General features: G+C 65.5%; 9 protein-coding genes. 5 read left to right on the top strand and 4 right to left on the bottom strand.

The window, feature by feature from the left end; all coding sequences use genetic code 11:
* Positions 1–137: 137 nt before the first annotated feature.
* Positions 138–1706, bottom strand: a complete 1569-nt coding sequence (locus B8V81_RS12130; protein ID WP_101808457.1) for a histidine kinase N-terminal 7TM domain-containing diguanylate cyclase — start codon at positions 1704–1706, stop codon at positions 138–140.
* 238 nt (positions 1707–1944) lie between these two features.
* On the opposite strand from B8V81_RS12130, the gene B8V81_RS12125 reads away from it, so the two are divergent.
* The 3 genes from B8V81_RS12125 to B8V81_RS12115 are packed head-to-tail and all read left to right on the top strand — an operon-like array spanning position 1945 to position 5215.
* Complete coding sequence (locus B8V81_RS12125; protein WP_028597974.1) at positions 1945–3120, top strand: Gfo/Idh/MocA family protein; 1176 nt, start codon at positions 1945–1947, stop codon at positions 3118–3120.
* A gap of 56 nt (positions 3121–3176) precedes the next feature.
* Positions 3177–4349, top strand: coding sequence for a Gfo/Idh/MocA family protein (locus B8V81_RS12120; RefSeq protein WP_084136775.1), 1173 nt, complete (start codon positions 3177–3179; stop codon positions 4347–4349).
* A 2-nt stretch (positions 4350–4351) separates the two neighbouring features.
* Positions 4352–5215 (top strand): sugar phosphate isomerase/epimerase family protein, encoded by an 864-nt coding sequence (locus B8V81_RS12115; RefSeq protein ID WP_028597975.1) that lies wholly within the window; start codon positions 4352–4354, stop codon positions 5213–5215.
* 251 nt (positions 5216–5466) lie between these two features.
* On the opposite strand, the gene B8V81_RS12110 is transcribed toward B8V81_RS12115, so the two are convergent.
* The 3 genes from B8V81_RS12110 to B8V81_RS12100 form a co-directional block, all read right to left on the bottom strand.
* Complete coding sequence (locus B8V81_RS12110) at positions 5467–5970, bottom strand: DinB family protein (RefSeq protein ID WP_028597976.1); 504 nt, start codon at positions 5968–5970, stop codon at positions 5467–5469.
* Positions 5971–6032: 62 nt separating this feature from the next.
* The gene (locus tag B8V81_RS12105; protein ID WP_240478963.1) at positions 6033–7061 is read right to left on the bottom strand and encodes a helix-turn-helix transcriptional regulator; all 1029 of its coding nucleotides are present in this window, start codon (positions 7059–7061) and stop codon (positions 6033–6035) included.
* 80 nt (positions 7062–7141) lie between these two features.
* Positions 7142–9166: a peptidase G2 autoproteolytic cleavage domain-containing protein gene (locus B8V81_RS12100; RefSeq protein WP_052333039.1), complete on the bottom strand. Its 2025-nt coding sequence runs from the start codon at positions 9164–9166 to the stop codon at positions 7142–7144.
* Between the two features lie 168 nt (positions 9167–9334).
* Here B8V81_RS12100 and B8V81_RS12095 point away from each other — a divergent pair, with 168 nt between their 5' ends.
* Positions 9335–10204, top strand: coding sequence for an AraC family transcriptional regulator (locus B8V81_RS12095; protein WP_028597978.1), 870 nt, complete (start codon positions 9335–9337; stop codon positions 10202–10204).
* A 342-nt stretch (positions 10205–10546) separates the two neighbouring features.
* The gene (locus B8V81_RS26020; RefSeq protein WP_101808456.1) at positions 10547–14662 is read left to right on the top strand and encodes a S8 family serine peptidase; all 4116 of its coding nucleotides are present in this window, start codon (positions 10547–10549) and stop codon (positions 14660–14662) included.
* Positions 14663–14905: the final 243 nt, after the last annotated feature.

The following is a 14905-nucleotide window of genomic DNA, read 5'->3' as shown; positions in this document are numbered from 1 at the left end:
AACCCGCCCTTGGATCCATTCCCTCTTATTCTATCGAATCTGCCCTGCGAAATCTAACGGCTGACCGATTGGCGCGGATCCCCCCGGCCGCACTCGCGCGAGAGCTTCTTTTTAAAAGGAGCCCGCGGGCCGGCTCCTTATTCCAGCTCCTCCGCCCAGCGGACCTGGTTGCGGCCGCTCCGCTTCGCGCGGTACAGCGCCCGGTCCGCCGCGGCGAGCAGCCGCTGGAAGTCCGCCCGATCGGCGGAGCTCGCGGTCGAGCCGCCGATGCTGACGGTCACCCGCGCCGGCCGGCTCTCCTCCTCGGCCTCCAGGCCGGCTCCTTCCATAACCGCCCGGCGGATCCGCTCGGCCAGCTCCTGCGCCTGATCCGCCCGGACTCCCGGCAGCGCGACCGCGAACTCCTCGCCGCCGATCCGGCCGAACAGCGCGCGCCGCTCGACGACCTGCTGCACGGAACGGACGAAGCCCTTGAGCGCTATGTCGCCGACTTGATGCCCATGCTCGTCGTTGATCCGCTTGAAGTGGTCCAGATCGAGCACGATCAGGCTGAACCCCTCCCCGTCCTCGAGGCTGAGCGACAAATGGCGCTGCGCCCGCTCCATGAAGCCGACTTGATTGTAGATGCCGGTCAGCCCGTCGGTCGATGCGCGGCGGCGTAAGTCCTGCTCCAGCCGCTTCGTCTCGGTAATGTCCGCGATGACGGACAGGCTGCCGAAGTAGACGCCCCGTTCCGACTCCAGCGGCGTCACCGTGATGCTGAGCCATACCTGCTGCTCGCTGCTCCCATCCGGGAAGGAGAGCTCGATCTCCAGCTCGCTGCGGCGCTCATGCGCCTGCAGCCACGACTCCGCTCCCGGCAGCAGCAGCGACAGCGGCAGCGCCGTCCAGTTGCTCCCCTCCTGCGCTCCGGCCTTGACCAGCAGCCGATAGGCGGAAGGATTGTAGTCCATCAGCCGATGGTCGGCATCGAGCACGACGACGCCCTCTTTCATGCTCTCGATCAGCTTGTCGCGGGCGAACGGCACGATATGCAGCAGCTGATAGCGGTAAAGGCCGTAGAAGATCATGATGCAGGCGGGAAGAAGCGAGGACAGGATCGAGCCGGCCGGAGTGGCGGACAGCTCGGGGTAGATCAGATTCGCGCTGATGCCGAGCACCGGCAGCAGCGCGCCTACGGCCATCAGCCCAAGCTGCCTGCGGCGCCGGCCGGCAGCGTCCCAAGCCGCTCGGAGCAGCAGCGACGCCCCGACCAGCTGGACGAGCTGCGTGTAGCCGATGAACAGCGTGCCCAGCGTCGTGCGGTGCGCGACGGTCAGGCCCGATGCGCTCACATGGACCTCCTGCCGCATCAGATGATGGGCGGTGTCCGTGAAGAACAGGATGAGCGCCGTGAGCGAGACGACCGACAGGGCGATGATGAGGCCCGGACGGATCCAGCGCTCGAGCTCGGCATGGACCATCGAGAGGAACAGGCTGGCAATCGGGAACAGGAAGATCGAGATTTGCGTCGCATTCCGCCAGAACAGCTTGGCTTCGAATTCCGGCATGGAATACTGCATGAGCACGGTGAAGCTGAAAAAGGCCGACAGCACCGCCATCCATATATAAAAGATCGTCCCCGGCACCTGCCGGAAACGGAATAGAATCAGCGACAAGGCAATCGGCACGCAAGCCGCCACAAGGCAGGAAGCGGTCATCAGCATAAGCAGTCCTCCACCAGTACGATTGATCCCCGGCCTTTCTCGGCCGCCGGGAAGCGGACGGATTCCGGGATATCTATTTCTTCGGTAAATTAGGCAACGAGAGTTAATTCCGGCCGCGGATCGGCATGCGTCGATCAAGTGAACAAAGCGGCATCATGTTAGAATGACTCCTGCAAGCGGATTCATAGGCAACGCAATGCGGCATTTCGGCCGACCTTCAAGGAGGAGGAACAGAACCATGAATCAAGATCCGATCCGCATCGGGGTCATCGGACTCGGCAATATGGGCTCCGCGCATGCCGGCTATTTGGCGCGGGGCGAAGTAGAGGGAGCGGTGCTGACGGCAGTCGCCGATCCCGTCGCGGCGCGGCGCGACTGGGCCCAGGAGCAGCTCGGGAACGAGGTGCGGACATACGGCAGCACGCAGGAGCTGATCGCCTCGGGCGAAGTCGACGCCGTGCTGATCGCGACGCCTCATTACGCGCATCCGGAAGAGGCCAAGGCGGCATTCCGCGCCGGACTGCATGTTCTGGTCGAAAAGCCGGCCGGCGTCTACACGAAGCAGGTGCGGGAAATGAACGAGGCCGCAGCGGCGAGCGGGCGCGTCTTCTCCCTCATGTACAACCAGCGCATGAATCCGCTCTACCGCAAGATGCGGGAGCTGATCGCGGACGGCGAGCTCGGCGAGCTGCGCCGGATCAACTGGATCATCACCGACTGGTACCGGCCGCAGAGCTATTACGACAGCGGCGGCTGGCGGGCGACCTGGGCCGGAGAGGGCGGCGGCGTGCTGATGAACCAGTCGCCGCACAACCTCGACCTTTTCCAATGGATTACCGGGCTGATGCCGTCGCGCATCCGCGCCTTCTGCGGCTTCGGCAAGCATCGGGACATCGAGGTGGAGAACGACGTGACGGCCTACGCCGAGTATGCGAACGGCGCGACCGGCGTCTTCATCACCTCGACCTGCGACGCCCCCGGCACGAACCGGCTCGAGATCAGCGGGGAGCGGGGCAAGCTCGTCGCCGAGGACGGCAAGCTGACGTTCTGGAGGCTGCGCGTCCCCGAGCCGGAGTTCAACCGCGACTACAAGGGCGGCTTCGGCTCGCCGGAGACGTGGCGCATCGAGGTTCCGCTGCCCGGCGGAGATCCGCAGCATCACCGCGCCGTCACGCGGAACTGGGTGGACGGGATCCGTACCGGCGCTCCGCTCGCCGCTCCGGGCGAGGAGGGCATCCGCGGACTCGAGCTGTGCAACGCCATGCTGCTGTCGACGTGGACCGACGGCTGGGTGGAGCTGCCGCTCGACGAGGAGCGCTACCTCCAGGCGCTGCAGGAGCGGATCGACGCCTCCAGCAGCCGCAAGGATCCGGCCGCGGCCGGCGCCAGGCTCGACGTGCAGGGCACGCACTGAGCCCGGCCGGTCAGGGAAGCTAGACGCAGGACCGAGAAAAAGGAGGAAGAACACCGATGAGCAAGGACGGCATGAACTACGCGCCGGAGGGCAAGCCGCGGCCGGTCGTGGAGCAAGGGGAGTTCCGCTTCGCGGCGGCGCATCTCGATCACGGCCATATCTACGGCATGTGCAACGGCTTGACCGAGGCGGGCGGCACGCTCGCCGCGGTCTACGATCCGCAGCCGGAACGCGCGGCCGCGCTGGCCGCGCGCTATCCCGGCGCCGTGGTGGCCGGCTCGCTGGAGGAGATTCTCCAGGATCCGGACATCCGGCTCGTCGCGGCGGCCGCGGTGCCAAGCGAGCGAGGCCCGCTCGGCGTGCGCGTCATGGAGCACGGCAAGGACTATTTCACGGACAAAACGCCGTTCACGGAGCTGGCGCAGCTGGAGCTGGCGCGCCAGACGGCTGCCCGCACCGGGCGCAAATACGCCGTCTACTTCAGCGAGCGGCTGCATGTGGAGAGCGCCGTCTTCGCCGGCAAGCTCGTCGAGGACGGCGCGATCGGGCGCGTCGTGCAGGTGATCGGCACCGGACCTCATCGGCTGAACGCTCCTTCCCGGCCGCGCTGGTTTTTCGAGCGGGAGCGCTACGGCGGCATCCTGTGCGACATCGGCAGCCATCAGATCGAGCAGTTCCTGCACTACGCCGGCTGCCGCGACGCGCAGGTGCTGAGCAGCAAGGTCGGCAACTTCGCGAACCCGGACCATCCCGAGCTCGAAGACTTCGGCGATGCGACGCTGCTCGGCGACAACGGCGCGAGCCAGTACTTCCGCGTCGACTGGCTGACGCCGGACGGACTGTCGACCTGGGGCGACGGCCGGACGATCCTGCTCGGCACGAAGGGCTACATCGAGCTGCGGAAGTACGTCGACATCGCCCGCGGCTCCGGCGGCGACCAGCTCTACCTCGTCGACGGCCAGGGCGAGCACCGGATGGAGCTTGGCGGCAAGGTCGGCTTCCCTTATTTCGGCCAGCTGATCCTCGACGTGCTGAACCGCACGGAGAACGCCATGACCCAGGAGCATGCGTTCAAGGCGGCCGAGCTCTGCCTGCGCGCGCAAGCTCAGGCGATCCGGATCGACAGCGGAGCGGGCGTCCTGCAGGCGCAGGCCCAGGCGGCTTCCGCCTCGGCAGCCGCGCAGGAATCCCGATCCGACTCCCCGCAAGGAAAGGAGCTCCGTCCATGAGCATTCGCCTGTCCGTCTTTACCGTCGCCACCCCGGACCTGCAGCCGGAGGAGCTCGCCGCCTCGGCGGCCGCCGCCGGCCTGCAGGGCATCGAGTGGCGCTACGCCCGCACCTCCGACGAGGCGCGCCAGCAGGCTCCGTCGTATTGGGGCAACAACCTCGCCACCATCCCCGTGGACGCCTCGGAGGAGGAGCTGGCTCGCTACGAGCGGGCCGCCTCCGCCGCCGGACTGCGCAGCATCGGCATCGCTCCCTATCTGCGCTGCGGCGATCTCGACGCGGCCGAGCGCGTGCTGGCCGCCGCTCGTTCGCTCGGCGCGGACATGATCCGGCTCGGCCTGCACGGCTATGACCGCACGCGGCCGTTCGGCGAGCTGTACGAGGAGCAGCGCCGCTACTTGGCGGAGGCGGCCGTATTATGCCGCCGCTACGGCGTCAAGGGCGTCCTCGAGACCCACCACGGCACGATCGCGCCGAGCGCCTCGGCGGCCGCGCGCCTGCTGGAAGGACTTGATCCCGATGCCGTCGGCGTGCTGCTCGATCCCGGCAACATGGTCCACGAGGGCTTCGAGAACTACCGGATGGGCATGGAGCTGCTCGGGCCGCATCTGGCTCATGTGCACATGAAAAACGCCGCTTGGACCTCGACCGAGCGCGAGGACGGCAGCGTGCGGTGGACATGCGGCTGGGCGGGCATGCGCCGCGGCATCGTCGACTGGGCGCAGGTGACGGCGGATCTGGCCGCCGTAGGCTACGACGGCTGGATCGGCGTCGAGGACTTCAGCGGCGAGCACCGCTCGCCGGAGATGCTGCGGCAATTCGCCGCCTACATGCGCGAGCTGCTGCAGGAGAGCGCGGCCCGCTAGCCGAGCCAGACGGCTTTTGCGCGGGGAAAGGGGCGGCGCGGCTCTCGCGGCGCTCTGCGCCGTGCGAGATGCCGGGAGATGGACCGCTCTCGCTTAGGCGGGCGGCAAGAAAAACGGGACGAAGCCGTCATCGACGGCCTCGTCCCGTTTTTTTGGGGGGAAAAGGATTTCTTCGAACTCCCCGGCAACCGACGGCGGAGCTTCTCCGTGCCATATTTGCCACTGAGGAGAGCTATTCCTCGCCGGCCGAGCTACACCCGCGGCGGCTGCATGCCGAAGCCCGCCCAATCCTCCAGCACCGGTCCATACAGATCGACCGGGCGCAAGCCGGCCTGGCGCATGAGCACGGACAGCTGGCCGCGATGATGCACTTCATGCTGGATCAGAATTCTCAGCGTGAGCGAATTGGACCACGGCTCCCCGTACATGTCATGCCGCGTCGCAAGATCGCCGTCCCTCCACTGCTCCCGCACCGCATCGGCGATGCTGCTCGCCGAGCGCTCGTACGCCGCGGCGATGTCCGCCGACGACGCCGGCACCTCCTCTTCCCGCCCCGGCTCCGCGAGCCGCAGCCCCGTGCGCGTCAGCATCTCGTACGGGCTGAACGCGATATGCCAGGCCAGCCGCCCCAGATTCCGTCCCTCTTCCCAAACGGGCTGCGTCAGAGAAGCGTCCGTCAGGGCTTGCAGCATCCGCAGCGTCCCCTTCGACTCCAACGTCCATTCCTCTACGAATTCATCAACGGTCTTGAACATTTCATTTCATCCTCCCGGAGATCGATTCCGGCCGCGCCTCCCTGCGAAGCAAAGAGATGCCGCTAGCCTCTCCGAGCATAACCCGCTTCCGCTGACAGCTGCCTGTCAGCGGCGGCCTGCTCCCGCTCGCCGGCAACGCCGTACAGGCGCGCGACCGCCTCCGCCTCGGCCCGGACGGCCTCGGCCAGCTCCGGCGGCGACAGCACGCGAGCGCCCGTGCCGAAGCCGAGCAGCCATGCGACCAGCCAAGGCTCGTCGGGCTGCCGCGACTCCACGAGCAGCGCGCCGCCCGGCCGCTCCTCCATCCGGATCACGCTGTCGAGCGTGCCGAAGTAATCTTCGGCACGGGTCCGCGATTGCCGTTCGAAGAGCACCGCGATGTCCTTCACGCGATGCCCTCCCTCCATGCCCGAGCCGAACCAGGCGAGCGACTCCTCGTCGCCTGGATCCTCCCGGCGCACGAACGTCTCTGCGCCCGCCTCCAGCTCGCGCGCCCGCGACAGGCGGAACAGCCTCCAATCCTGCCGCGTCCGGCAGAAGCCGTGCATATACCAGACGTAGCCCTTGAGCACGAGCCGGTACGGCTCGCAGCTGCGCTCCGTCCGCTGTCCGCCGGCATCCGTATAGGCGAAGCGGACGACGCGCCGCTCGCGGATCGCTTGCCGGAGCGTGGCGACCTTATCCTTTTCCCGCGCGCCGCCTCCCCACGGGTTGAAGTCGATGACCATCTCCTCGGACGCGCCGCCGATCCGCTCCCGGTCCGCGGAGGACAGCATCGCCCCGACCTTGTCGAGCAGCCGGGAGATGTCCCGGTCCTCGAGCGTGGAGGAGATGCCTTTGAGGGCGACGACGAGCGCCTGCAGCTCCTCCATCGTCAGAAACTGCCTCTCCAGCCGGTATCCCTCCATGATCTCGTAGCCTCCGCCCTCTCCGGCGTACGAGACGATCGGAATGCCGGCCAGGCTGAGCGTCTCCATGTCGCGATAGACGGTGCGCAGCGACACTTCAAAGCGCTCGGCCAGCTCCTTGGCGCCGATCCGCTTCCGCCCCAGCATGAGCATCGTAATCGCAAGCAGGCGGTCCAGCTTCATCGCGCCCATCCTCCCTCGTTTTCGTCCAGACTGAGTTCCTGCGGCTATCGTACCCTGCCCGGCCTCCGCCATCAAGGGCGCTATTGCGAAATAGAAGGAGGAACGAACTGGATCCGGATCTGCGAAGGACCCGTGCGCTCCAGCACCCGGTACCCGCCGGAAGCGGCCGTCGCCGTGCCCCCCGCGGCAGGCCGGCACCAGCCATCCGGCTCGCAGGTGCCGTCGTCGCGCACGAGCAGCTTGCCCATCAGGCCGACGGCGACCCATTCCGGCCGCATCCGCCTGGATTCGTAAAGGCGCGACGGATCCCAATCCGGGTTCAGCTTCGGCACCGTCCGGGTCGAAGCCGGCTGCAGCAGCCGGCCGTTTTCGTCCAAGCGCTCCGGCACCAGCAAGTCCTCATACAGGACCCGGCCCCACTCGTCGCGTTGATAAGCCCCTTGCCAGCGCAGCTCGGCCGCATCGCCGACGATCGCCGGCGAGCCGCTCACGATGCCGAGCACATAGGTGTCCGCGGCTTCCGCCTTGCGGATCTTCATCCCTGCCAGCGTCACAAAGCACCCCGGCTCGAGCGCCGCCCCGTCCGCCGTCTCGTACATCTCCGCGTAATCGGCCCCGCCGGTATTGTAGGTGCCGTCGATATACATGTTGCCCGTGCTGCCTTGAAGCACGGCGGCCAAGCCCGGCGCCGCCTCATTGGCGCCGTTGGCGACATGCCAGGAGTACGGGTAAAGCGTCGAGCCGTACTGGCCCATGATATGGGAGTTGTAATGCCCCGCCAGCACCGTCGTCGACTCGCCTTCCGCATGGGAACCGGAAGAGGCGGCTGTCGTATTCAGTCCTTCGGCATGGCTGGCAAAGGCGGACGCCGCCGTATTGACGCCTTCCGTATGCGAGCCGAATTGGCTCGACACCGTGTTGCTCCCTTCTGCATGCGAGGCGTATCCCTGCGCGGTGTTGTTGAAGCCTTCCGCATGGGAGTATTCGCCCGAAGCCGTCGCGCTGCCTCCTTCCGCATGGGACACGCCGCCGGTGGCCTGGCTGTAGTAGCCTTCCGCATGCGAATACAGGCCGGATGCCGTCGTATAGCCGCCCTCGGCATGGGCGACGACTCCGGTAGCGAGCGATTGGAAGCCCTCCGCATGCGAATAGCTTCCTTGCGACTGCGTCTGGTACCCTTCCGCATGCGAGTAGTTGCCCGCTGCGATCGAGCCGCCGCCCTCCGCATGGGAGGTCAGTCCGGTCGCCTGCGAGCCGTTGCCTTCCGCATGGGAGAAGTCTCCTTCCGCCTGCGTCGCCGTCCCCTCCGCATGAGACGCCTCGCCGATCGCCGCCGTGCCGTCGCCCTCGGCGTGCGAGGCGACTCCGGCCGCGTTGGTCAGGATGCCTTCCGCATGAGCCGCCGTATTGCCCGCCGTCGTCTCGAAGCCTTCCGCATGGGATGCCGAGCCGCCCGCCGTCGTCGTCGAGCCCTCCGCGTGGGAGCTGTCCGCCGCCGCTTCGGTCATGTAGCCCTCGGCATGCGAGGTCGCTCCAAGCGCCCGCGTCGCCTCCCCCTCGGCATGGGAAGACGCTCCGACCGCCGTCGTCAGACTGCCCTCCGCGTGCGCCGCATCCGCTTCCGCGATCGAGCGGAAGCCTTCCGCATGGGACGCCGAGCCGGCCGCGACCGTCGTCGAGCCTTCGGCATGAGCGCTGTCCGCCGTCGCTTCCGTCAAATAGCCCTCCGCATGGGAGCCCGTGCCGAAAGCCGCCGTCAAATGGCCCTCGGCATGCGAGGCGATGCCTGGAGCCGACGTGCCCGAGCCTTCGGAGTGCGAGGCTCCTCCGGATGCGCTCGTCTGGCTGCCTTCCGCATGCGACGCGTCCGAGCTCGCCGTCGTACGGAAGCCCTCCGCGTGCGAGGCGGAGCCTTGGGCGACCGTGCCCGAGCCTTCCGCGTGCGAGCTGTCGCCGATCGCCTCCGCGAGGTAGCCTTCCGCATGGCTGCCGCTCCCTTGGGCGAGCGTCTCGATTCCTTCCGCATGGGAAGCGAATCCGAGGCTGTTCGTCGCCGAGCCTTCCGCCGTGGAGCAGGGACCGGCCGCATTTCTCTGACAATCCATGATCCTTCCTCCCGTTCTATGAATCTCGTATTGGTCAAGCTTGTTCACTTTATTCATCCAATCGGATTTCGTCCGGGCGGCGCGGCAACGACCCATTGGAAAGAGGCTGGTCACTCGCGATGGGGAATGCTATGCTGGCACTATCCGTCCCACGAGGAGGCGAACGACATGCTCCCGGCAATCAGCGACCGGCAAGGGATGATCGAATTCTCGTACCGCTCGACCTACCCGGTCTTGCCGGATTTCCATTCCCATACCCATTATGAAATCTACTATTTTCATGAAGGCGACTGCACCTACCTGATCGGCAACCGGATCTACCGGCTGGAGCCGGGCGACATGCTGCTCATGTACGGGATGACGCTGCATCGGCCGAAGGTTTCCGGTCCTGCGCCGTACGTGCGCAGCTTCATCCACTTCGATCCCGAGCCGCTGCGAGCCGCCGAGCCGCCGTCCGCCCATACCGGCCTGCCCGGCTCGGTGCCGCTGCTGCAGCCGTTCGAGGAGCTCCGCAATTACCGGCTGCAGCTGCGGGGCGAGCTGCGGGCCGAGGCCGAGGAGCTGCTGCTGCGCATGCATCGGCATCAAGGGGAGGAAGGCGCGGTCGCCGCGCGGCGGCTGCGTCTGGCGTTCGAAGACCTGCTCTGCTTCGTCTACGAGCGCTGTCGCGAGCCGCTGCGCCTCGGGGCGGGCGGGGGAGGGCGCGGCTCCCGCGACAAGGAGGCGATCGCCCAGGAGGCGATGGATTACGTCGAGCGGCATCTGAGCGAGGAGCTGGAGCTCGGCGGCATCGCCAGCGAGCTCCATGTGAGCCGCTCCTACTTGTCGCGCACATTCAAGGAAGTGACCGGCGTGGCGCTGTTCGACTATATTTACCGGCAGCGCATCAACCAGGCGCGCATCCGCTTCCTGCTGGAGCCGGACGCCTCCGTCACCGACGTCGGCTATGCGGTCGGCTTCAAGCATCCCGCCCACTTCAGCCGCTTGTTCAAGCGCCTGATGGGCGTGTCGCCCGACCGGTATCGGCGGGGGATGTGACGGCTGTCGATTCGCGTCAGATATGATCACATAGACCTATTCTAAAATCAAGACTAACAGCCCATTTCTTTTTTAAGAAACGGGCGTTTTTTCGCTTTTATTTGAAAACGAGCAAGAAAATAAATCATTGTAGTAAAGCATCACCGCAATTATCGGGTAAAGTTTCAGCGTATAGACGCATAAAACACATCTGTTTTTCCCCAATTTCTGCTAGACAAGCCCAATTTGTCAGAGTATTCTTAGATTACTTTGTTGAAAGATGACAGAATTATCGACCGTCAATGTTATTTAAGCTGTCATCTCAACAACGCCCTCATCCTTTTACAGAAAGAAGGTCCTTGCTTGCACAATTCGAAACGCAAAGCCATCTCCAAGGCGCTGTCGGCCACGCTGACCGCAGCGCTCGTGTTGACGCCGTTCGCGTCGACCGCAGCAGCGGCCGAGCCGGCCGTGACGCCGGGCATCCTCGCCGGCAGCCTGTCCAAAGGCCTGCAGCCGCTCATCTCTCCTCGCCTCGACACGACCTCCTCCGAACGGATCAAGGTCATCGTCCAGCTCGACGGAGCTTCCATCTCCGAAGGCAAATACGCCGCGAAAATGGGCGTCAAGTCCCTGAGCGCCGAAGCGACCGAGGCCAGCATCAGCGGGCAGCAGTCCCGCTTCATCTCCCAGGCGCAGAAGCTCGGCATCTCCCTGGACGTTTCGTACCAGTTCGACACCGTGCTGAACGGCATGGAAATCGAGCTCCCGGCCAATCAGATTCCGAAGCTCGCCTCCCTCTCCGGCGTCAAGTCGGTCTATGAGAACCGGACCTTCTACTCCATTCCGGATACGAGCCCGACTCCGCTCGGCGCGGACCCGGCCGACTGCAAGTGCGACATCAGCCCGCTGACCCAGATCGGCGCTCCCGATGCCTGGGCCAAAGGCATCACCGGCAAAGGCATCAAGGTCGGCGTCATCGACACCGGCGTCGACTACCTGCATCCGGACCTGAAGGACGCCTATGCAGGCGGCCACGATTCCTATTTCAACGATGACGACCCGTACGAGGAAATCCCGGACGCCAAGAGCGGCAACACTGGCACCTCGCACGGCACACATGTGTCCGGCACGATTGCTTCCCGCGAAGCGAACGAGACCGAGTACTCGCAAAAAGGCGTCGCGTACGAGTCGGAGCTGCATGTGTACAAGGTGCTCGGCTTCAACTATGAGACGGGCCGCTCCTCCGGCTCCTCCGCGCAGGTCATCGACGGCATCGAGCATGCGGTCGAGGACGGCATGGACGTCATCAACCTGTCGCTCGGCTCCGACGATGCCAAGGACGCGTTCACGCCGGATGCGATCGCGCTCAACAACGCCGTGCTCGCCGGCGTCGTCGCAGTCGTAGCCAACGGCAACAACGCCGAGGATTCGGAGCAGCACTTCTATTCGATGGGCTCCCCGGCGTCGAGCCAGCTGTCCATCTCCGTCGGCGCGGCGACGAGCCCGAGCGCTACATACGGCGCGGAAGTGACGGCATCCGTCTACCGCAAGGACAGCCTGGAGACGGTGACCGGCTCCGTGTATGATCTTGACCTGCCGATCGTCTCCTGGATGATCAAGCACAACGACTTCGCATCCGATATCGGCACCGGACCTCAGGAAGCGATCTACGTGAATCTGGGCGCCGAAAAAGATTATAAAGACAAGGATGTCAAGGACAAGATCGTCCTCGTCTCCCGCGGCTCGACGACGTTTGTGGACAAGTTCCTCCAGGCCCGCAAGCATGGAGCCAAGGCGGTCGTCATTTTCAACGGCAAAGATGACTTGAAAGGCAATGCGGACCTGAGCGAATCGATTCCGGACCGCGACGGCGAGATCGGCAACTTCTACGGCGACGGCTTCACCGTTCCGGTGCTCGATCTGGACGGCAAGACCGGCCGCGCTCTGGCACGCTTCGCGACCGCGAGCGGCAACTCCAACGTTTGGTTCGACTTCGCCAAGTACACGTCCGAGCAGGACCCCGGCGACCGCATGGCGGGCTTCAGCTCGCGCGGACCGAACGCCGACGGCATCCTCGGCATCAAGCCGGACGTCGTCGCTCCGGGCGTCGCGGTCATGTCCACCTGGCCGGCCTACGGCAAGGGCATCCCGGGCGCGTCCTATGACGAAGCGTACAGCCGCAGCAGCGGCACGAGCATGGCGACGCCACACGTAGCCGGCCTGGCGGCTCTGCTGCAGCAGGCTCATCCGGAGTGGACGCCGTTCGACATCCGCGCGGCGCTGGCCAACACCGCCGATCCGATCTCCGACGAGGACGGCATCCGCTATGACGTCTATTCCCAAGGCGCAGGCCGCGTCAACGTCGCCAAGGCGCTGGAAACTCCGGCCCTGCTGCAGACCGTCGAGCAGCTGACGCTGTACGACGTGAACATGAATCCGGTGCCGACGACCAACTACGGCGACAACGCCAGCTTCGGCGTCATGGCCGCCGGCAGCGCGGAGAAGTCCATCACGCTGCAGCTCAACAACGTGTCGGACAAAGCTCTTACCTACACGGCTTCCTACGAGCTGCACACGAGCGTGACGTCCGATCCGGCAAACCCGATCGCCACGCCGGATACGAGCAAGATCCAAGTCTCCTTCGGCGGACTGACCGGCCAGACCGTGACGGCCAACGCCTACAGCAAGCAGCCGTTCAGCCTGAGCGTCAAGCCGGCAGCCGATGCGGAGGCGGGCGTCTACGAAGGCTCGGTCGTGCTGAAATCGGCCGGCCATCCGGATCTGCACATTCCGTTCGTCGTCCATGTCGGCGACAAGACGCCGGACACGGGCTACGGCATCCAGGACGTAGCGCTTACCTCGCGCCAGCTGTCTCCGAACGGCGACGGCGTGAATGACAGCATCGAGCTGAGCTTCCGCCTGGCTGCGGAAGGCATGAACTATTACGAGGTCGCCATCTCCGACATCAATGACGATACGATCGGCTATCTCAACGTCACGGACGCCACCGGCTCTGCCAAGGCGTTGGAGAAGAAGACGTACAAGCACAGCTTCAACGGCATCTATTCGCTCGATGCGGATTATGAGGACGTAGACGGAGCGCTCAAGGACGGCTCCTACGCGTTCACGATCGTCGCGGCGAAAATTGCAAACGGCAAAGTCGCCGCGCAAACGCTCGGCTACATTCCATTCTCCGTCGTAAACAGCAACTACAGCACCGGCGGCGGCGGCGGAGGCTTCCCAGGCCCGATCGTCGCTCCGTCCCCGACTCCGACTCCGGCGCCTGCGGCAGCCGGCGAGGCGCTGAAAGCCATCGCAGCCCAAGGGCTGGCGCAGACGACCGTGAAGAGCACGACCGCCTCGGAAAGCGCAGCGACCGTCACGACGGTCACCTACGCCGACCTGCAAGCGGCGATCGGCACCGGCAGCGTCAAGCTGGCGCTCGTCGTAAACGCGGCGGCCGAATCCGGCAAAGCATCCAAGCTGAGCCTGCCGGCCGATCAACTCCAGCTGCTCGGCACGGCTCCGGCCGGCAGCGCGCTTTACCTGAACACCGGCAAGGAATCGCTTGAGCTGCCTCTGTCCGTGCTCGCCTCCGTGCCGGCCGGCAGCGGACTGGAGCTGATCATCCGCTCCGCCGCGGATGAAGCGTCCAAGTTCTCCGGCGCGACCGTGCTCGGCACGCCAGTCGCCTTCGAGGCGAACGTCGTGAGCGCGAGCGGCTCCGTTCCACTGAACGTTCCGTCCAAAACGTTCCTGAAGCGCAGCTTCACGCTGGACAAAGGCGTTTCCGCCGAAAAAGCGGGCGTGCTGTTCCTCGCGGGCGGCAAGCAAGCTCCGGCTCCAGCCGTATTCACGACGCACGAGGACGGCACGACGACCGTCGTCGTCAGCCGCCCTGGCTTCTCCACCTACGCTGCGGCAAGCGGCGGCGCGGCCTTCACCGACATCGCCGGCTCGTGGGCTCAGTCCCGCATCCAGTCGCTGTCCGACAAGCTGCTGCTGAACGGCACCGCTGCCGGAGCCTTCACGCCGAAAGCGAGCGTGACCCGCGCCGAATTCGCAGCGATGCTGACGCGCGGCCTCGGCCTCACGACGACGTCCAAAGCTCCGTTCACCGACCTCGCCTCCGGCGCCTGGTATACGGATGCCGTCAGCGCGGCCTATGCGGCCGGCCTGATCAATGGCTACGCCGACGGCACGTTCCGTCCGAACGGCATCATCAGCCGCCAGGAGCTGGCCGTCATGCTGGCCAAAGCGGCCGACCTGGCCGGAGCCAAGTCGGATAGCGGCAAGTTCACGACCTACAGCGACGCCGGCAAGTTCGGCGCGTTCGCCAAGGACAGCATCGCTGCCGTCACGGCATCCGGACTGATGGAAGGCTCCGCAGGCGCCTTCGATCCGCTCGGCTCGACGACGCGCGAAGCGGCGGCGACCGTGCTGCACAAGCTGCTGAGCGGCGCCAAGCTGATCTAGCTTCCCCTCGCGGCCGCGAGGCGCTCCCCCGCTCTCCGGCCGCAGCTCCCGAAAGGCACCAGGATCCGACACTAGGTCCTGGTGCTTTTCTCTTTCATTCTCGTCTATGGTACTTCTTTCTCACTTATTCGACATTTATCTGATTATTCTGATCCTTAAGCGCCATTTCTTCCAAAGGAGGCAGGAGGCGCCCGTCATGCGGCGAATTCAAAGCAACCGCAAATCCATCCGGAAAGAAGGGAA

Source organism: Paenibacillus pasadenensis, assembly GCF_002864175.1.
Classification (GTDB): domain Bacteria; phylum Bacillota; class Bacilli; order Paenibacillales; family Paenibacillaceae; genus Paenibacillus_O; species Paenibacillus_O pasadenensis.
Note: the sequence above shows the minus strand (reverse complement) of the source record. Positions and strands in the feature narration are given on the sequence as shown.

Coding starts and splice junctions, on each gene's coding strand:
- B8V81_RS12130 (WP_101808457.1), bottom strand. CDS start 1,706: ATGCTGATGACCGCTTCCTGCCTTGTGGCGGCTTGCGTGCCGATTGCC.
- B8V81_RS12125 (WP_028597974.1), top strand. CDS start 1,945: ATGAATCAAGATCCGATCCGCATCGGGGTCATCGGACTCGGCAATATG.
- B8V81_RS12120 (WP_084136775.1), top strand. CDS start 3,177: ATGAGCAAGGACGGCATGAACTACGCGCCGGAGGGCAAGCCGCGGCCG.
- B8V81_RS12110 (WP_028597976.1), bottom strand. CDS start 5,970: ATGTTCAAGACCGTTGATGAATTCGTAGAGGAATGGACGTTGGAGTCG.
- B8V81_RS12105 (WP_240478963.1), bottom strand. CDS start 7,061: ATGAAGCTGGACCGCCTGCTTGCGATTACGATGCTCATGCTGGGGCGG.
- B8V81_RS12100 (WP_052333039.1), bottom strand. CDS start 9,166: ATGGATTGTCAGAGAAATGCGGCCGGTCCCTGCTCCACGGCGGAAGGC.
- B8V81_RS12095 (WP_028597978.1), top strand. CDS start 9,335: ATGCTCCCGGCAATCAGCGACCGGCAAGGGATGATCGAATTCTCGTAC.